Genomic DNA, 18825 nt, shown 5'->3' on the forward strand with positions numbered 1-18825 from the left:
AAATGAAGTGAACCCGAATAGTGGTACATGAAAAAAACACCTCCTGAATTCGCATACTAAGTATGCAAATTCATTGGAGGTGTTTTTCGTTTGAAGACAAGAGTTCATTACCCAGAAGAAGTAAAGTGGAAAGTGATTGAAATGAAAAAGGATGGATATTCCAATCGGACAATTATGGAGAAGCTTGGAATTAAAAATGTTTCCCAAATTAAGACGTGGATGAAGTGGTATCGTACCGATCAAACGTACCGTTTTCAACAACCTGTAGGAAAACAATATTCTTATGGAAAAGGACCAAAAGAGCTCAGTGAATTAGAACAGCTACGTTTAGAAAATAAACATCTAAAAACAAAATTACTTGTATGGGGAAAGTATCTGGAAATCGAAAGGGGCTGAAACCAGAAACTGTAGTTACTTTATGGAGAAATGTACAAACAAAAATAACGGTAAAAGACTTGTGTAACGTATTAGAATTACCCCGTTCTACATTTTATCGTTGGTTACAACGAACGGAAGATCTGAAAGATGATATAGAAGAAAAAGTAAAGGACGTCTGTCTTAGGCATAAATTCCGGTATGGATATCGAAGAGTGACCGCTACTCTTCGAAAAATGGGACTGTGTGTCAATCATAAAAAAGTATTACGAATCATGAGACAAAATCATATTCTTTCCAAAGTGCGTCGAAAGAAAAAGAAATATATCAATGGTGCGGAACCAATGGTAGCCCCTCATCGATTGGAGCGCCAATTCGATGCATCCAAACCAAATGAAAAGTGGTTTACGGATGTGACGTATCTCTTATTTGGAGAGCGTACCTTGTATGTATCAACGATCATGGATGCCTTTAATCGTGAAATTATTAGTTGTGTCATCAGCGAATCACAAACACTGACATTAGCGATGAAAACATTGAAACAAGCAATGAGAGGGCGAAAAGTAAAAGATGTCCTTCTTCACTCGGATCAAGGAAGTATTTATACAGCAAAAGAATTTCAAGCGTATGCCAAAGAAAACGGCATGATCACCAGCATGTCCCGGAGAGGAAATTGCCATGATAATGCCGTCATGGAAAGCTTCTTTGGTCATTTAAAAAGTGAAGCTTTCTATTCACAAAAGATAACAAAAGTATCCAACACAACTGTGCGAAAGATTGTGCTAGAATACATTCATTACTACAATTGTGTGCGAATTCAAGAAAAATTAAACCACCTATCCCCTAAAGAATTTAGGGAACAAGTGGTTTAGGTGTTTTGATTGGTGTCCCGTTTTCGGGGTTCACTTCAACGAATTCAAGAAAAATTAAACCACCTATCCCCTAAAGAATTTAGGGAACAAGTGGTTTAGGTGTTTTGATTGGTGTCCCGTTTTCGGGGTTCACTTCACTGAAATCGCGGTTTTTTAGTTAATTAGAGTTTCTTTCTATATTAATTGTGATGCTAGTCCTACGGGGCTTTGGTGTTTGTTCAGGCGTCACTTCTGTTTCGGCTAATTTTTTACATTCCATATAAAGTTTAGAAGAAGAATCGTACACGTAGAATAATTTTTCATTCGAGTCCAGTTCTTTATAGAAGACTAATCTATTTTCGTCCATTTGATAATCATATTTTAAATTAGCTACTGACTTAAATGTTTCTTCAGAAATAGGCTGAATATCATATTCGTATTTTGTATTTCTAGCGGTAGTGATTTTATGGAGTATAAAGAAATATAGTAGGCTAAATACAAAAGCCAAAAGTGGTATATCCAAAAAGAAAGCTAAATACTGTTTGTTTATAATATATTCACATGAAATTGAGAAGATTAATAATATGCTAGTTAATATATGAAAAATGAATACTTTTAAATGCCAGTTTGTTTTAATTATACTTTTAAATGGTTTTATAGGTATTAAGGTAATAATGAAATATATAAATAATAAGAACCATATAATAGCATTCAAAATGAATAAGATAGAGTGCCGATATTCGTGTAAAGCCGGATAGAGGAGAAAGCTATAAATAATATATACAAGAGTTCCTATAAGTATGCCTATTGTATAAGACCAAAACTTCAGTTTTAATTGATTAGATTTATCTTTAAAGCGTCCGTCAAGTGCGTTCGTTGTTGCTACATTAATAAATTGATTAATGATGTATATGAAAGCAGCTGTAGTGGCACCTAAAAGTGCTACAATGACGGGGGAAAACTTACTTATGGTTTCAATAGATAATTCGTTAAACATTTCACTTGTTCAGTCCTTTTTTATAATATTTATATAAAATATTATATCAATTTTATTGATTAACAAAAAGAAATTTTTGGTATTTATCAATATTTTTGATTCTAATTTTTAAATTTTAAATGTTATTACATAAACAATGCATGCAAAAAGACTAGGTTATTACGCCTTGTCTTTTTTGTGTTTCAGTGCCGTCATTCCATATGAAAAATAATTTTTATCGATATAGTGTCACGTTTTGTGCGTATAGAGAGGAATAGAAAGAGAGAGAGGTAGTTTCTTTCCTGTCTTAGACATTTATAAATACAACATTTTTTGTAGTTTTGTCAAAACAAACTTAAAAATATTTTTGAAAATTATGGGGGCAGCAACATGAGATTATACAAAAAAGAAAAGAAAACGCATATTCAAATACATCAGGAAGATAAGTTGGAACGAATAAAGCGAATTTATGATGATAAAAAAGTAAAGCAGGTGCTTGCGGTAGAAAAGGCGTGGGATAAGTATGCAATGCTTCGATTGGAAAAAGGAGAAGATGCTTTCTATATCATATTTAATGATTATTTAATAAGGTTTTTGATGCGATCTACTCTTAATAAATTTGAAAATGCATGGAAAAACAAACGGATTTTTCGAGATGATTTCGAAAGCATATTTTGGGAGAAGTTATGGCATGTTTGCCAAGAACATTCATGGAATGATGAGTATTATTTGTATGAAAAAATCAGAAAGTCATTAGAATGTACAGGTTGCAACCTAGTAAAATCGAAATTAACGACGGATAAGAGAAAGGCTAATCATCAAAATGTTGACCTTATGGCGGATTTAGAAAAGATTGATTCGTCGTTTCGTATTGAGGGCGATGTAGAAATTAAACTCCTGATTAAACAGTATTGTAGTGATATTGAAGTGGATTTAATAACAACATATTTAGAAAGTCCACATTTATCATATCGAGATTTAGGGTGTTTATATGGTGTGAATCATCCTGAGAAAGTGAGGCGAACCATTGAGTCTGCAAAGCGGAGGTTAAGAGAAGGGATTGACTGGTGAAATTAGGTATTTGTTTAATGAAGATAAATCGATGATTTTTTGATTGCATGTTATATTAAGATTAGGAGAAATTTTACAGAGAGGGAGTATAGATAATCGTGTCAGTGAGTAAACACCAATTTTTTGAAATGTATGGAACAGGACGAGAAGATGACCGGTGGGATTTTAAAGAAGATTTACATGTGAAATCAAAAGAGAATTTTTATTCGTTTGTAAAAGATGTACTAGCCTTTTCTAATAGTGGTGGTGGATATTTACTTTTAGGGGTAAAGGATAGAACACTTGAATTGGTAGGTATAGAAGAAGAAATAGATGAGGCGAATCTAGGAGAAAAAATTGAATCGACGCTAGGATATTCGATAAGATTTAGTCTATTCTACTTTGAGTATGAACAAAAAGACAAAGCACTAACTCTTGGAATTATGTATATACATGAAAGTGATAAAATAAATGTATCACCGAAAACTTTGAATGGACCGAAAAAGGCAATTGTTCAAGAGAATACAATTTATGTAAGAAGAAATACGAGAAGTGTAAATGCCAATAGAGAAGATTTCGAAAAGATTGGGCATCGAATAAACAATGCTGGCGAGTATGAGTTTAAAGAATCGGATTTAATGATATTAGAACGTAATAAGGAACGTTCGGATTCACTAGCAATAAAACTTGAAAAATATATTAAAGGAGAGTTTGTTTTTACATCAAACGAATTTGGTTATAAGTTGAATGAACTTTATAGACATCAAGTTAAGTATAATAAGTTAGAATTTGCAAGACTTTTAGGATTTGAAAATCATCGTATAGATGATTATTTTGAGGGGAAGCTATTTCCTACTTTAGAACATATTTTAAGGGCGACAACAATATTTAATTTACCATCAGATTACTTCTTTACACCTACATTACATATGGAATATCCAATATGGCAAGAACCGCTTGTTAGCTATTGTATTATTGAAAAAATGAAGTATAAGGATGATTTGTTTCATTGTGAAAAAAATAAGTTCTTTAGTGATGTCTTATGGCAATTAGCAGGGGGGATGAGGACATTTAGTGAATGGCTACATTCGGAAAGAATTCCTATACAGAGTATTACTAATAACAAACCGAAATATAAATATATAGATGATCGTTATCTGTATTCTTGCGTAAATTATATGAATGATATAGAGTTATATAACTTTAAAGTGCATTTAGAAAATCAATATTATAAAGTACTTGAGTACTGTCCTAATAGTGATAGGATGAATGGTGATTTAACCGTTGAGGAACAAATATTGAATACTTTAATTCAAGTGAATACACAGCTTGTTTGTCGAATTATTACTGAAAGTATTAAAGAAATACATATAAATAACGGTGAAATTGAGGTTAAATTACATTTTTTTGAAGATATCATAAATGGAAAAGTTGTAGGACGTAATTATTTACCAAATACTTTTACTTTGGAGTTTATATAAATAGTAAAGTGTAAGTGTAATCATATAGATTTTTAAGTGTAATGCTTTTAAAAATAATATCTTCCTTATTATATAAGTTCTAGATATTATATATGGGAGATGAAAGATTTGAGTAACAGAAAGAAATCAAAGAATAAACGAACGATTTGGGCCTTTATGCCAAGAAATCAACTAGGTCAAGTAATGATATCTGTTATGGCACTGTTAGTTTCTATTAGTGCGGTAGTAATAACAAGTACTACAAATAAACTTATGGAACAACAGATGGAAATTACAAAAGTTGAAAAAAGACCTCTTATTAATTTTAAAGGGAATTACGAAACCGATGAAAATGGCTTTGCAATTAGAGAGAGTTTAGCTATTCATAATGAAGGTGGGCTAATGGAAGAGTTTGATTCAAAGATGCTTACTTTCTTTGATATTGGTGTATGGGATTATAGTAAAGATGACGTAGAAAAGCATATCGTAGTTCCGATAAAAAATTATTACTTTGGATTTACAACAGGGGCTTTGCAAAAGGAAATAGTTACGTATGATAATAAATTCTTCAAAGAGGGAAACAACAAGAAGATAATCGAGGTAACAAGAGAATTTTCGAAACTGAAGGAACCCCTTGAACAAAAACAAGCAAAAAAAAGCAATTACCACTTCGAGATAGGTGGAGGTGAATTTAAAACGTATTGCAAAGTGGAATATAAGGATATTTATGGTGAAAAGCAAGAATTATATTATGATGTTAGTACTTCCGGTGCTAAAAAGATAAGTACAAAACAGGGTAAGAGTATTTTTGAGAAAATTGAATCTAGTACAGGGTTTGATATTGAAGAAGTCAGTGCAAGTAAACTATTAGATTATGTGGAAAAGGAAATGAAGGATTAACTACACAAAAAATAACATTTGTTAGGAAGGCTGATTCTTGGTTTAGTATTGAAGGTATTTTGGATAGATGATACAATTAAATTTAGATAAGCAATAAATTCTACACTTCTAACCAATAAATAGAAGTTTTTAATAATTGTTATGAAATATACAATGCCTTGATATAGTGATGGTTATACAGTATCCATGTCAAAAGCAAAACCTACGAATTCTGAGTTTATCGCAATGGTTGCGGATAAGCTGAGACTTGAACATAAAGCTAGCTGAGAGTAGAAGTAGAAAAGGGTTTTTGTTTTAGTAAAACCGATGCATGCTGGAACTCTATACTCGACAGTAATTTTAAAACTAATAAACTTTTTAATGAAAGACCAATGAATGTTATAATTCGTTGGTTTTTTTATTTTGTTTAGAAAAAGAGATTATTTGATATTATGGAAAATAAAACCTATTTTTAGTAATATTACATGTAAGTGAGTTTTTTTATAAGACAATTAAATAGATATAGATAGGGGGAAGGGGAATGAAAAATAAAATTTCAACTTGGCTAGGAATAGTAGCAGCTATGGGAGTTCTTGCTATTGCAGTTACATTTGGGATGTTAGAACTTGCCGATAATCCAGTAGATAAAGAAGTGAGCGCTCAAATAGATAAAAAAGAAGACCAAACAATAGTAGGTAGAGAGGTAGATGGGGTCTTTGTTGATGTGTATGTTACTGAAAATTCTACTGAAAGAGAAGTCATTACAGCGATGCATCGCATGACTCATCAAAAAGTGGTGGCAGAACGAAAATCGGGCTCTATCCCAATGATTCAAAATAATGCTAAAAAATTAAAAGAAATCATAAATAAGAGTAGCTTTTCGAAGAAAAATGAGCTATTAGCAATTGCTAATAGATGGGCACAAAAAGATTTTAGTAAAATTGTAGAAGATCACAATTATTTCTCGGATGTTCAAGAAGATAACGTTTGTAAAGCAACTAGAGCGATGGATGCGGTAGAAGAGCAACATTATATTTTAACTACATTCGGGGAGGAAAAAGCGAAAGAACTATACGAATCAGGGGATGCTCCGCACGTTCAATAAAAAATAATATAAAGGGCTTCTAGTTTTTTATGATCGTGTTTAAGGACGCAATGGGGGCTTATAAATAAATAGTCTGCTTTCTTTATGATTTGTAACAAAAATAATAAAGGAACGGCTAAATCGCATCGTAGCACATCTGTTAAAGGATTTTAGCAGGGAAGTCATCCGTGATATAATAGAAAATAATAAAAAGCCCTGCAAAACAGGACTGTATTATTCTTCGTCTTTATTTTGTTTTTCTAATTCAACTAGCTTTTGAATTAAAATGTGTTGCGGCATATGCATGAGTTGTTCAAGTGGAACACCTAGTGCTTTTGATAAGCGGACTGCAGTATCTGGAGAAATTTGCAATGGTCTCATAGAAGTACCTCCTTTTTCGTATAGTATAGCATAAGATTGGGGGAGTGAGGATGACTCTTATATTTGCGCATCGTGGTGCGGCTGGAACGTACCCAGAAAATACAATGCTTTCATTTGAAGCGGCTGAGTCTTTTAGAGCGGATGGAATTGAACTTGATGTTCAATTAACGAAAGATGGAAAAGTTGTCGTCATTCATGATGAAACGGTGGACCGGACTACAAATGGAAAAGGTGCGGTTCGGAATTATGTATATGAGGACTTATGTAAGTTAGATGCAAGTTATAAATTTGGTGATAAAGTAGGTTTTTGTAAAATACCACTTTTAGAAGAGGTATTAGAGTGGCTTGAACAAACGAGTTTGCTACTTAATATTGAACTTAAAAATAATAAAATTCCATACAGAGGTTTAGAGGAAGAAGTTATAACGCTTGTACGGAAATTTAGTTTAGAGGATCGCGTTGTATTTTCTTCGTTTAATCACTACAGTATGAAACGGTGCCATATGATGGCTCCTGATATTCAAACTGCAATTTTATATCGCGAAGGTTTGCATAGTCCGTGGGCATACGCGAAAAAAATGGGGGCTACAGCAGTACATCCGAATTATCGTTACCTTCAAGATGCTATTGCTGAACTAACGATGGAAAGTGGTGTAGAGGTTCGCCCTTATACAATTAATGAAGAAACGCTTATGCGTAAATATTTTGATATGAATATATCGGCGATTATTACTGATTACCCTGAAACGGCAAGAACGTTATTGCCGATAAAAAAATGAGACCGCGTGTAACGGTCTCATTTTTTTATTTATAAATAGTGGGGCATTCCTATCTTCTGAAGCGAGCTTGTACTTTATTTCGTTTACGATCTCGGTGTACGACGAAGCCACCAAAAATATAAAACCCGAGCCCGAAGCAGAGAGCGCCGATTAAAAATTGTAACCACAGTATAGAGATTGGTGGAAATAGAATCCCGAATACAGTATCTCTCATTAACTTTATACCAAACACAGCTAATGAAATAGGGATGAGTGCTAATGATAGAGCAAGGTAACGCTGCATATAAACGCTCCTTTTCAGATTATTTTGTTTATTTTAATGATGTTATATGAAAAGGGGGTTTGTCAAGAGGGGGTTGAACGAGTAAGATAAGGGTGTGAAAAAATTTGCAGAGTTACTTCGAGAGGAAGTGTAATATATGAAACAAAAAGTATTAATTGTTGGTGCAGGTGAAGGCGGGAGCGCACTGCTGAATCTGTTATATAGTTCGAATATATTTCAAATTATAGGGATTATTGATATAAATCCGTTGGCAAAAGGATTACAAATTGCTAAGGAATATGGAATTGCAATTGGAGAAAGTGTAACTCCATTTCTTTCTATGCATATCGATGTAATATTTGATATGACAGGTGAAGATGATGTACATAAAGTTTTATTGGAAAAAAAGAAAAAAGACACTCTTCTTATACCAGGTGATATTGCAAAAATTGTTACAGGATTAGCGCATGAGAAGGAAGGGTTAATTGGGCGGTTAGAGGAACAAACGCAACAAGGAGAATTAATTTTAAATTCTACGCATGACGGCATGATCGTAATTGATCAAGAGGGACAAGTTCGTCTTTTTAATAAAAGTGCAGAGCGTATTATCGGATATAAAAAAGAAGAGGCGATAGGAAAATATATTTTAGAAGTTATTCCGACTAGTAAATTACTTCGCATTATACGTACGAAACAAATAGAAGTAAATTATGAACTAACATTAGAGAATGGAAAGAAAATTATTACAACGCGTATACCGATATTAAAAGAGGGCGGAGAGGTACAAGGGGCATTTGCAATTTTTAAAGATATAACAGAAGTTGTAGATTTAGCGGAAGAAGTTACAGACTTAAAAGAAATTCAAACACTATTAGAGGCGATTATTAACTCATCTGAAGAAGCGATTTCGGTTGTGGATGAAAAAGGAAGAGGTTTAGTCATTAACCCGGCATATACGAAATTAACGGGTTTAACAGAAGAAGATATTATTGGGAAGCCTGCTACAACTGATATTGTAGAAGGCGAAAGTATGCATATGAAAGTACTTCGAACGCGTCGTGCGGTGCGCGGAATACATATGAAGATTGGGCAAAAAAAGCGCGATGTAATTGTAAACGTAGCGCCAGTTATTGTGGATGGAATATTGAAAGGAAGCGTCGGCGTTATCCGTGACGTGTCGGAAATTCAAAAGTTAACAAATGAATTGAATAGAGCGAGGCAAATCATTCGCACATTAGAAGCGAAATATTCTTTTGATGATATTGTCGGAAATTCAGATGAAACAACTGCAGCTATCGAACAGGCGAAGCTAGGAGCGAATACACCGGCAACGGTACTGTTACGCGGTGAATCTGGGACTGGTAAAGAATTGTTTGCCCATGCAATCCATAATGGAAGTAATCGAAAATACAATAAGTTCGTCCGTGTAAACTGTGCGGCCATTTCGGAGACGTTGTTAGAAAGTGAATTATTTGGTTATGAGGAAGGGGCGTTTTCTGGAGCGAAAAGAGGCGGGAAACGTGGGTTCTTTGAGGAAGCGAATAACGGTAGTATTTTTTTAGATGAAATAGGGGAGTTATCTGCAAATACACAAGCGAAACTCCTTCGTGTATTGCAGGAAAAAGAAATTGTAAAAGTTGGTGGAACGAAAGCGATACCTATTAATGTTCGAGTAATTGCAGCGACACATGTGAATTTAGAAAAGGCTATTCTAGAAGGGAAGTTTAGGGAGGATTTATATTATCGATTAAATAAAATTCCAATTCAAATTCCATCTCTTCGTCAACGTAAAGGAGATATACCGAAAATTGCGGACAGGTTGATTCAAAAAATTAATCAAGATTATGGTCGTAATGTAGAAGGGCTCACTGATTCAGCTATTTTATATTTACAATCATACGAATGGCCAGGGAATGTGAGAGAACTTGAAAATATTTTAGGACGAGCGATTATTTTTATGAATTATAACGAGATATATATTGATGTACAACATTTACCACCATTACATAACGAAGAGCAGGTGGAGTCAAAGCAATCTCATTTATTACCTGAATTAGAAGAAAAGCCACTTGAACATTTAGTGACAGAGTTTGAAGGGAATATTATTCATGAATATTTGGAGAGATTTGATGGGAATAAAACACAAACTGCAAAAGCGTTAGGAATTTCCGTACGAAATTTATATTATAAGCTAGAAAAGTATGACCATGCAAAAAATAGCATGCAATAAATTGCGTACTGTGCAATTTATTGCATGGTATACAAAAAGCGACAAAATAAGACAGAATCTTTTGTTATTTTCCAAAGTATTGATTTTACTGCATTTTGAATGCGTTTTCATTATTGGTAAGACCACTTTTAAAAGTTGGCACGGTATTTGCTTTATAAATAGATGAGGGACGACGGAAAGGGTTGATTACAAAATATGAAGTTAGAATACTTAATTGATCAAGCAGCGGGACAGCCTAAAAAAACTGTAGCTGTAGCAGTAGCTGAAGATCATGAAGTAATTGAAGCTGTAGCGAAAGCAATTAAATTACAGCTAGCTCAATTTCGTCTATATGGAAATCAAGAGAAAATAATGGGGATGCTACAAGAACATGGTTTACAAACTTCAGAACATGTTGAAGTGATTGCAGCAATGTCTAATGCAGAGGCTGCAGAACTTTCTGTTAAAGCTGTGAGAAATGGTGAGGCAGACGTGCTTATGAAGGGGAACATCCCAACAGCGAATATTTTGAAGGCTGTGTTAAACAAAGAGTGGGGCCTACGTAAAGGTAGCGTACTTTCACATGTAGCAGCATTTGAAGTTCCAAATTATGATCGTCTTATTTTCGTTACAGATGCAGCGATGAACATCGCACCTGATGTAACACAAAAAGCTGCTATTATACAAAATACTGTAGAAGTTGCCCAGGCAATAGGAATCGACTTGCCAAAAGTGGCACCAATTGCAGCAGTAGAAGTTGTGAATCCAGCGATGCAGGCGACAATTGATGCAGCGATGTTAACACAAATGAATCGCCGCGGACAAATTAAAGATTGTATCGTTGATGGACCACTTGCTTTAGATAATGCAGTATCACAAATTGCAGCAGAGCATAAAGGCATAGTAAGTGATGTAGCAGGTAAGGCAGATATTTTACTCGTCCCAACGATTGAAGCTGGAAATGTGCTATATAAATCACTCGTATACTTTGCGGATGCAAAAGTAGGAGCAATGATTGCTGGCGCAAAAGCACCGATTGTTTTAACATCTCGTGCTGATTCAGCAGAAACAAAAGTATATTCATTAGCATTGGCAGTTGCGACTGCTTCAAAATAAACCAAAAAGGGTAAAACATTAGGGGGAAACGACAATGACATTAGAAATCTTCGAATACTTAGAAAAATATGATTATGAGCAAGTGGTATTTTGTCAAGATAAAGAATCTGGTTTAAAAGCAATTATTGCAATTCATGATACAACACTTGGACCGGCTCTTGGTGGAACAAGAATGTGGACATATGATTCTGAAGAAGCGGCGATTGAAGATGCATTGCGTCTTGCAAAAGGGATGACATACAAAAACGCAGCAGCTGGTTTAAACTTAGGTGGTGCGAAAACAGTAATTATCGGTGATCCTCGTAAAGATAAGAGTGAAGCAATGTTCCGTGCACTAGGACGTTATATCCAAGGACTAAACGGACGATACATTACAGCTGAAGATGTTGGTACAACAGTAGATGATATGGATATTATCCACGAAGAAACTGACTTTGTAACAGGTATCTCACCATCATTCGGTTCTTCTGGTAACCCATCTCCAGTAACTGCATACGGTGTTTATCGTGGTATGAAAGCAGCTGCAAAAGAAGCTTTCGGTACTGACAATTTAGAAGGAAAAGTAATTGCTGTTCAAGGCGTTGGTAACGTAGCATATCATCTATGCAAACATTTACACGCTGAAGGAGCAAAATTAATCGTTACAGATATTAATAAAGAAGCTGTACAACGTGCTGTAGAAGAATTCGGTGCATCAGCAGTTGAACCAAATGAAATTTACGGTGTTGAATGCGATATTTACGCACCATGTGCATTAGGCGCAACAGTTAATGATGAAACTATTCCACAACTTAAAGCAAAAGTAATCGCAGGTTCTGCAAATAACCAATTAAAAGAAGATCGTCACGGTGACATCATTCATGAAATGGGTATTGTATACGCACCAGATTATGTAATTAATGCAGGTGGCGTAATTAACGTAGCAGACGAATTATATGGATACAATAGAGAACGTGCACTAAAACGTGTTGAGTCTATTTATGACACGATTGCAAAAGTAATCGAAATTTCAAAACGCGATGGCATAGCAACTTATGTAGCGGCAGATCGTCTAGCTGAAGAGCGCATTGCAAGCTTGAAAAATTCTCGTAGCACTTACTTACGCAACGGTCACGATATTATTAGCCGTCGCTAATCATTCATATATAACTTTTACAAAAGGTGTGGTTACCTCTTATGAGGTTTCCGCTTCCTTTTGAATTTATTAGTGGAGGTAGCAACATTGTCTGTAAATCGAATTCTTGTTATTAACCCAGGTAGTACATCCACAAAAATTGGTGTTTTTGATAATGAAAGACCCGTTCTAGAAGAAACGATTCGTCATGACGTAGAACAGATTGGAAAATATAAGCGAATTATCGACCAATATGAGTTTCGAAAAGAAACGATTTTAGAAGTTCTACATTCTCATGGTATTAACATTTCAAAATTAAACGCTGTTTGTGGACGTGGTGGATTACTTCGTCCAATCGAAGGCGGTACTTATACAGTAAACGATGCGATGTTAGAAGATTTGAAAAATGGCTTTAGCGGTCATCACGCTTCAAACCTTGGAGGCATTTTGGCATATGAAATTGCTTCTGGATTAAATATCCCTGCATTCATTGTGGATCCTGTCGTTGTAGATGAGATGGAGCCGGTTGCTCGTATAAGTGGCATTGCTGGTATGGAACGCAAAAGTATCTTCCATGCATTAAATCAAAAAGCAGTTGCTCGTAAAGTAGCTGAACAGTTAAATCACAAATACGAGGATTTAAATTTATTAGTTACACATATGGGCGGTGGCATTACAGTTGGTGCTCATAAAAAAGGAAGAGTAGTCGATGTGAATAACGGTTTAAACGGAGAAGGACCATTTAGTCCAGAGCGCGCTGGTACAGTACCAGTAGGGCAACTAGTAGAAATGTGTTTCTCTGGTGAGTATTACCGTGATGAAATGATTAAAAAACTTGTCGGACAAGGTGGACTTGTAAGTTTAATCGGTACAAATGATGCGATTAAAGTAGAGAAAATGGTTGAAAAAGGTGATCCTGAAGCAACTCTTATTTATAAGGCAATGGCATATCAAGTTGCAAAAGAGATTGGCGGAGCTAGCGCTGTACTTCACGGGAAAATCGATGCAATCGTATTAACTGGTGGACTGGCATACAGTAAAATTCTTGTCGATGAAATAAAAGAGCGAGTGGACTGGATTGCAGATGTTATCGTACATCCAGGCGAAGATGAGTTAGAAGCGTTAGCAGAAGGAGCACTTCGTGTGTTACGTGAAGAAGAAGCTCCAAAAGAATACGTTGTACGTGAAAAAGAAACGGTAGCTAGGGGTTGAGATAATGGCAAAAGAATATGATTTAGTCATCGTTGGCGGCGGTACTGGTGGATATGTTGCTGCAATTCGTGCATCACAATTAGGATTAAAAACAGCACTAGTCGAAAAAGAAAATCTTGGTGGTACTTGTTTACACAAAGGATGTATTCCTAGTAAAGCTCTTTTACGTAGTGCGGAAGTATATGCAACTGCTAAAAAAAGCGAAGAGTTCGGAGTTATTGCAAGCAATGTAGAACTAAACTTTGCGAAAGTACAAGAGCGTAAAGAGAAGATTGTAACGCAGCTTCATAAAGGCGTTCAACATTTAATGAAACAAGGTAAAATTGATGTGTTTGAAGGTATTGGTCGTATTCTTGGCCCGTCTATTTTCTCTCCTATGCCAGGGACAATTTCAGTTGAACTTGCAAGTGGAGAAGAGAATGAAATGTTAATTCCAAAAAATGTACTTGTTGCAACAGGTTCTCGTCCAAATTCATTACCAGGTTTAGAATTAGATGGAGAATACGTAATGTCTTCGGATCATGCCCTAAAAATGGAAACGCTTCCTAGTTCGATTATTATCGTTGGTGGCGGTGTAATCGGTATTGAGTGGGCATCTATGCTTGCTGACTTCGGTGTAGAAGTTACAGTATTAGAGTATGCAAAAACGATATTACCACTAGAAGATCAAGACGTTTCAAAAGAAATGCAACGTCTATTCAAGAAAAAAGGTATTAAAGTGGTAACTGGTGCAAAAGTATTACCAGAAACATTGGTAAAAGATAATGGAGTAACAATCCAAGCTGAACATAACGGTGAGAATAAAGAATTTAAAGCTGAAAAAATGCTTGTATCTGTTGGAAGACAAGCGAATACGCAAAATATTGGCTTAGAGAACACCGATATCGTTGTGGAAAAAGGATACATTCAAACAAATGAGTTTTATCAAACGAAAGAATCGCATATTTACGCAATTGGAGATGTAATCGGTGGTTTGCAACTTGCTCACGTTGCTTCTCATGAAGGAATTGCTGCAGTAGAACATATTGCAGGGAAAGAAGTTACACCAATTGATTACTCTATGGTATCAAAATGCGTATATAGCAGTCCAGAAGTTGCTTCTGTTGGCTTAACAGAACAAGAAGCGAAAGAAAAAGGCTATAAGTTAAAAGTAGGTAAGTTCTCATTCCGCGCAATCGGAAAAGCACTTGTATACGGAGAATCAGATGGTTTCGTAAAACTTGTAGTTGATGAAGAGACAAATGACATTCTTGGTGTTCATATGATTGGACCACATGTAACAGATATGATTTCTGAAGCTGGTCTTGCAAGAGTACTTGATGCAACACCTTGGGAAGTAGCACATACAATTCATCCGCATCCATCATTATCTGAGGCGATTGGTGAAGCAGCACTTGCTGTAGATGGAAGAGCGTTACACGCATAAAAATGTGGATTTAGGAGGTTATGAAAAATGGCAGAAGTAAAAGAAAAGCGCCATGAAGAGCTTGGCTTAAGTGATGAGCAAGTATTAGAAATGTTCCGTACGATGTTACTTGCACGTAAAATCGACGAACGTATGTGGTTATTAAACCGCGCTGGTAAAATTCCATTCGTAATTTCTTGTCAAGGACAAGAGGCTGCACAAGTTGGAGCGGCGTTCGCTCTTGATAGAGAGAAAGATTATGCATTACCATACTATCGTGATATGGGTGTTGTACTAGCATTTGGTATGACAGCTAAAGAGCTTATGTTGTCTGCTTTCGCGAAAGCTGGAGATCCAAACTCTGGTGGTCGTCAAATGCCTGGTCACTTCGGTCAAAAGAAAAATCGTATTGTTACAGGTTCATCTCCAGTAACAACGCAAGTACCACATGCAGTTGGTATTGCACTAGCTGGAAAAATGGAGAAGAAAGATTTAGTAACGTTCGTTACATTTGGAGAAGGTTCTTCAAACCAAGGTGACTTCCATGAAGGGGCAAACTTTGCTGGTGTACACAAACTACCTGTTATTTTTATGTGTGAAAATAACAAATATGCAATCTCTATTCCGGTTGAAAAACAATTAGCATGTAAAAACGTATCAGATCGTGCAATTGGTTATGGTATGCCTGGATATACAATAGACGGAAACGATCCGCTTGCAGTATATAAAGCTGTAAAAGAAGCAGCAGATCGCGGTCGTCGTGGTGAAGGCCCAACTTTAATTGAAACAGTATCATATCGTTTAACAGCACATTCTAGTGACGATGATGATCGTGTTTATCGTGATAAAGAAGAAGTAGAAGAAGCAAAGAAAAAAGATTCAATTATAACATTCGCGGCTTATTTAAAAGAAGCTGGTGTGTTAACTGAGGAATCGGAAAAACAAATGTTAGACGAAATTATGCATATCGTAAATGAAGCAACAGAATATGCAGAAAATGCTCCGTATGCAGCACCTGAAGATGCATTGAAGCACGTATACGCAGAATAGGGGGGAACGTTTCATGGCTGTAATGTCTTATATTGATGCTATTACATTAGCAATGCGCGAAGAAATGGAACGCGATGAGAAAGTATTCGTTTTAGGAGAAGATGTTGGTAAAAAAGGTGGCGTGTTTAAAGCGACACACGGTTTGTATGATCAATTTGGTGAAGATCGTGCGCTTGATGCACCGCTTGCAGAATCTGCAATTGCTGGGGTAGCAATTGGTGCAGCAATGTATGGTATGCGTCCAATCGCTGAAATGCAGTTTGCTGATTTCATCATGCCAGCAGTAAACCAAATTGTTTCTGAGGCAGCAAAAATTCGTTATCGTTCTAATAATGATTGGACTTGTCCAGTTACAATCCGTGCACCATTTGGCGGGGGGGTTCACGGTGCATTGTATCATTCACAATCTGTAGAAGCGATGTTTGCAAACCAACCAGGTTTAAAAATCGTTATCCCTTCTACACCATATGATGCAAAAGGCTTATTAAAAGCAGCCATTCGTGATGAAGATCCAGTATTATTCTTCGAACATAAACGTGCATATCGTTTAATTAAAGGTGAAGTGCCGGAGGATGACTACGTATTACCAATCGGAAAAGCAGATGTAAAACGTGAAGGTGATGATATTACAGTTATCACGTACGGATTATGTGTTCATTTTGCTCTTCAAGCAGCTGAAAAGTTAGCACAAGATGGCATCTCTGCACACATTCTTGATTTACGTACTGTATATCCATTAGATAAAGAAGCAATCATTGAAGCAGCTTCTAAAACAGGTAAAGTTCTTCTTGTAACAGAAGACAATAAAGAAGGAAGCATTATGAGTGAAGTGGCAGCAATTATTGCTGAAAACTGTCTATTTGATTTAGATGCGCCAATCGCACGTCTTGCAGGTCCAGACGTTCCAGCAATGCCATATGCACCAACAATGGAAAAATTCTTTATGGTAAATCCAGATAAAGTTGAAAAAGCAATGCGTGAACTTGCGGAATTTTAATCGGGGGGACTATACATGGCTGTAGAAAATATTACAATGCCTCAGCTCGGGGAGAGCGTTACAGAGGGCACAATTAGTAAATGGCTCGTTAATGTTGGCGATCACGTAAACAAGTATGATCCGCTTGCAGAAGTAATGACTGATAAAGTAAATGCTGAAGTACCATCTTCTTTCACTGGTATTGTGAAAGAGTTAATCGCTGGTGAAGGTGATACGTTAGCTGTAGGTGAAGTAGTTTGTGTGATTCAAGTAGAAGGCGCAGACGAAGTAGCAGCAACAGCTGTTGAGGAAAAAACGAAAGAAGAACCAAAGGCAGCAGCAATTACGCCTGAAAAAGCACCGAAAGTAAAACAACCAACTGATGGAAAACCACGTTTTTCACCAGCTGTGTTAAAACTTGCGGGTGAGCATAACGTTGATTTAGATTTAGTAGAGGGTACGGGAGCAAACGGCCGTATCACTCGTAAAGATATTTTAAAGCTAGTGGAATCTGGAAATATTCCACAAGCAGGTGCGAAGAAAGAGGAAGCTGTAGCGGTAGTAGTAGAAGCTCGCCCAGTAGCACAAAAAGTAGAAGCTGCGAAACCAGTTTCTGTACCTACAATGCCTGGAGATATTGAAATTCCAGTAACAGGTGTGCGTAAAGCAATCGCAGCAAACATGTTACGCAGTAAACACGAAGCACCACACGCTTGGATGATGATTGAAGTAGATGTGACAAACCTTGTGTCATACCGTAACTCAATTAAAGGTGACTTTAAGAAGCGTGAAGGCTTTAACTTAACGTTCTTTGCTTTCTTCGTAAAAGCAGTGGCACAAGCGTTAAAAGAGTATCCTCAAATTAATTCAATGTGGGCTGGCGATAAAATTGTTCAGAAGAAAGATATTAACCTTTCTATCGCTGTTGCAACAGAGGAAGAATTATTTGTACCAGTAATTAAGCAAGCGGACGAGAAAACAATTAAAGGTATCGCTCGTGAAATTACAGAACTTGCAGGAAAAGTACGCACGAAATCGCTAAAAGCAGACGAAATGCAAGGTGGAACATTTACAATTAATAACACAGGATCATTCGGTTCTGTTCAATCTATGGGTATTATTAATTACCCACAAGCGGCTATTTTACAAGTTGAATCAATTGTAAAACGCCCAGTAATTATGGATAATGGTATGTTCGGTGCTCGTGACATGGTTAACTTATGTTTATCACTTGATCACCGCGTACTTGATGGTTTAATCTGTGGTAAGTTCTTAGGACGTGTTAAAGAAATTTTAGAAAACATGTCAGAAAACAATACATCTGTATATTAATAAAAAGCTCGCTTATGCGAGCTTTTTATCGTCTTATTTCTTCATCTACATCCTACTATATGTATAAATACCTTTCCCAGTAATCTTACAATAAACGATTATGTATTAGGAATTTACGAAAATACATTGCTGATATATGGTATATGGATATAAAATAAGAAAAGAATAATTTTTTTGGCAAATCTTACTGATGAAACTGTAGTATAATATATTGTATTGTATGAAAAAGAGAGTTATTCTATATAAGTGTTTTATAGATAATGTGTAATCAGTCGTCAAAACATGAAGAATGTTGACTCCTGGTTTTTTATTTT

The 18825-nt window shown here is 35.9% G+C and carries 17 protein-coding genes and 1 pseudogene; 15 read left to right on the top strand and 3 right to left on the bottom strand.

What is annotated here, in order from left to right; genetic code table 11:
- The first annotated feature begins 90 nt into the window (after positions 1-90).
- Positions 91-1247 (top strand): IS3-like element ISBt2 family transposase gene (locus tag ASE54_RS05600; RefSeq protein WP_085960238.1). Its coding sequence is split into 2 segments (ribosomal slippage): positions 91-343 and positions 343-1247, totalling 1158 coding nucleotides; the frame shifts between segments, so codons are not numbered across the junction.
- Between the two features lie 157 nt (positions 1248-1404).
- On the opposite strand, the gene ASE54_RS05605 is transcribed toward ASE54_RS05600, so the two are convergent.
- The gene (locus tag ASE54_RS05605) at positions 1405-2223 is read right to left on the bottom strand and encodes a hypothetical protein (RefSeq protein ID WP_000481461.1); all 819 of its coding nucleotides are present in this window, start codon (positions 2221-2223) and stop codon (positions 1405-1407) included.
- Between the two features lie 369 nt (positions 2224-2592).
- Here ASE54_RS05605 and ASE54_RS05610 point away from each other — a divergent pair, with 369 nt between their 5' ends.
- The 5 genes and pseudogenes from ASE54_RS05610 to ASE54_RS05625 all read left to right on the top strand — a co-directional run bounded on the left by ASE54_RS05610 (position 2593) and on the right by ASE54_RS05625 (position 6696).
- Positions 2593-3273, top strand: a complete 681-nt coding sequence (locus tag ASE54_RS05610) for a hypothetical protein (protein WP_001242112.1) — start codon at positions 2593-2595, stop codon at positions 3271-3273.
- Positions 3274-3371: 98 nt separating this feature from the next.
- Positions 3372-4733, top strand: coding sequence for an ATP-binding protein (locus ASE54_RS05615; RefSeq protein WP_000116558.1), 1362 nt, complete (start codon positions 3372-3374; stop codon positions 4731-4733).
- 108 nt (positions 4734-4841) lie between these two features.
- The gene (locus ASE54_RS05620) at positions 4842-5612 is read left to right on the top strand and encodes a hypothetical protein (RefSeq protein WP_000071086.1); all 771 of its coding nucleotides are present in this window, start codon (positions 4842-4844) and stop codon (positions 5610-5612) included.
- A gap of 171 nt (positions 5613-5783) precedes the next feature.
- Positions 5784-5879: pseudogene (locus ASE54_RS35630) on the top strand (sporulation initiation factor Spo0A C-terminal domain-containing protein); the annotation flags it as partial.
- A gap of 253 nt (positions 5880-6132) precedes the next feature.
- On the top strand, positions 6133-6696 hold the full coding sequence (locus ASE54_RS05625) for a PRK06770 family protein (RefSeq protein ID WP_000791083.1): 564 nt from the start codon (positions 6133-6135) through the stop codon (positions 6694-6696).
- A gap of 213 nt (positions 6697-6909) precedes the next feature.
- On the opposite strand, the gene ASE54_RS33695 is transcribed toward ASE54_RS05625, so the two are convergent.
- Positions 6910-7056 carry a YycC family protein gene (locus tag ASE54_RS33695; protein ID WP_001247671.1) on the bottom strand — a complete coding sequence of 49 codons (147 nt, stop codon included), beginning with the start codon at positions 7054-7056 and terminating at the stop codon, positions 6910-6912.
- Between the two features lie 50 nt (positions 7057-7106).
- Between ASE54_RS33695 and ASE54_RS05630 the strand changes: the two genes are divergently transcribed.
- On the top strand, positions 7107-7835 hold the full coding sequence (locus ASE54_RS05630) for a glycerophosphodiester phosphodiesterase (protein ID WP_000172594.1): 729 nt from the start codon (positions 7107-7109) through the stop codon (positions 7833-7835).
- A gap of 49 nt (positions 7836-7884) precedes the next feature.
- On the opposite strand, the gene ASE54_RS05635 is transcribed toward ASE54_RS05630, so the two are convergent.
- Positions 7885-8118, bottom strand: a complete 234-nt coding sequence (locus ASE54_RS05635) for a DUF2627 domain-containing protein (protein ID WP_001190195.1) — start codon at positions 8116-8118, stop codon at positions 7885-7887.
- 136 nt (positions 8119-8254) lie between these two features.
- Between ASE54_RS05635 and ASE54_RS05640 the strand changes: the two genes are divergently transcribed.
- From ASE54_RS05640 to ASE54_RS05675, 8 genes are all read left to right on the top strand, one after another.
- On the top strand, positions 8255-10327 hold the full coding sequence (locus tag ASE54_RS05640) for a sigma-54-dependent Fis family transcriptional regulator (protein ID WP_000810981.1): 2073 nt from the start codon (positions 8255-8257) through the stop codon (positions 10325-10327).
- Between the two features lie 195 nt (positions 10328-10522).
- The gene (yqiS, locus tag ASE54_RS05645; protein WP_000764673.1) at positions 10523-11422 is read left to right on the top strand and encodes a phosphate butyryltransferase; all 900 of its coding nucleotides are present in this window, start codon (positions 10523-10525) and stop codon (positions 11420-11422) included.
- A 34-nt stretch (positions 11423-11456) separates the two neighbouring features.
- Complete coding sequence (locus ASE54_RS05650) at positions 11457-12557, top strand: leucine dehydrogenase (protein ID WP_000171355.1); 1101 nt, start codon at positions 11457-11459, stop codon at positions 12555-12557.
- Positions 12558-12644: 87 nt separating this feature from the next.
- The gene (gene buk / locus ASE54_RS05655) at positions 12645-13748 is read left to right on the top strand and encodes a butyrate kinase (RefSeq protein WP_000115782.1); all 1104 of its coding nucleotides are present in this window, start codon (positions 12645-12647) and stop codon (positions 13746-13748) included.
- 4 nt (positions 13749-13752) lie between these two features.
- Complete coding sequence (gene lpdA / locus ASE54_RS05660; protein ID WP_001051295.1) at positions 13753-15174, top strand: dihydrolipoyl dehydrogenase; 1422 nt, start codon at positions 13753-13755, stop codon at positions 15172-15174.
- Positions 15175-15201: 27 nt separating this feature from the next.
- A complete protein-coding gene (gene bfmBAA, locus ASE54_RS05665) occupies positions 15202-16203 on the top strand; it encodes a 3-methyl-2-oxobutanoate dehydrogenase subunit alpha (RefSeq protein WP_000852551.1) in 1002 nt (333 codons plus the stop codon).
- A gap of 13 nt (positions 16204-16216) precedes the next feature.
- Positions 16217-17200 (top strand): 3-methyl-2-oxobutanoate dehydrogenase subunit beta, encoded by a 984-nt coding sequence (gene bfmBAB / locus ASE54_RS05670; protein WP_000290071.1) that lies wholly within the window; start codon positions 16217-16219, stop codon positions 17198-17200.
- Between the two features lie 15 nt (positions 17201-17215).
- Positions 17216-18511, top strand: a complete 1296-nt coding sequence (locus ASE54_RS05675; RefSeq protein ID WP_000257647.1) for a dihydrolipoamide acetyltransferase family protein — start codon at positions 17216-17218, stop codon at positions 18509-18511.
- The last annotated feature ends 314 nt before the right edge of the window (positions 18512-18825 follow it).

The organism is Bacillus sp. Root131, assembly GCF_001429475.1.
Lineage (GTDB): Bacteria > Bacillota > Bacilli > Bacillales > Bacillaceae_G > Bacillus_A > Bacillus_A thuringiensis_S.

What these genes read in the sequence shown, in the direction of transcription:
- ASE54_RS05605 (WP_000481461.1), bottom strand. Translation starts at nt 2,223, where the DNA reads ATGTTTAACGAATTATCTATTGAAACCATAAGTAAGTTTTCCCCCGTC.
- ASE54_RS05610 (WP_001242112.1), top strand. Translation starts at nt 2,593, where the DNA reads ATGAGATTATACAAAAAAGAAAAGAAAACGCATATTCAAATACATCAG.
- ASE54_RS05625 (WP_000791083.1), top strand. Translation starts at nt 6,133, where the DNA reads ATGAAAAATAAAATTTCAACTTGGCTAGGAATAGTAGCAGCTATGGGA.
- ASE54_RS33695 (WP_001247671.1), bottom strand. Translation starts at nt 7,056, where the DNA reads ATGAGACCATTGCAAATTTCTCCAGATACTGCAGTCCGCTTATCAAAA.
- ASE54_RS05630 (WP_000172594.1), top strand. Translation starts at nt 7,107, where the DNA reads ATGACTCTTATATTTGCGCATCGTGGTGCGGCTGGAACGTACCCAGAA.
- ASE54_RS05635 (WP_001190195.1), bottom strand. Translation starts at nt 8,118, where the DNA reads ATGCAGCGTTACCTTGCTCTATCATTAGCACTCATCCCTATTTCATTA.
- ASE54_RS05640 (WP_000810981.1), top strand. Translation starts at nt 8,255, where the DNA reads ATGAAACAAAAAGTATTAATTGTTGGTGCAGGTGAAGGCGGGAGCGCA.
- yqiS (WP_000764673.1), top strand. Translation starts at nt 10,523, where the DNA reads ATGAAGTTAGAATACTTAATTGATCAAGCAGCGGGACAGCCTAAAAAA.
- ASE54_RS05650 (WP_000171355.1), top strand. Translation starts at nt 11,457, where the DNA reads ATGACATTAGAAATCTTCGAATACTTAGAAAAATATGATTATGAGCAA.
- lpdA (WP_001051295.1), top strand. Translation starts at nt 13,753, where the DNA reads ATGGCAAAAGAATATGATTTAGTCATCGTTGGCGGCGGTACTGGTGGA.
- bfmBAA (WP_000852551.1), top strand. Translation starts at nt 15,202, where the DNA reads ATGGCAGAAGTAAAAGAAAAGCGCCATGAAGAGCTTGGCTTAAGTGAT.
- bfmBAB (WP_000290071.1), top strand. Translation starts at nt 16,217, where the DNA reads ATGGCTGTAATGTCTTATATTGATGCTATTACATTAGCAATGCGCGAA.
- ASE54_RS05675 (WP_000257647.1), top strand. Translation starts at nt 17,216, where the DNA reads ATGGCTGTAGAAAATATTACAATGCCTCAGCTCGGGGAGAGCGTTACA.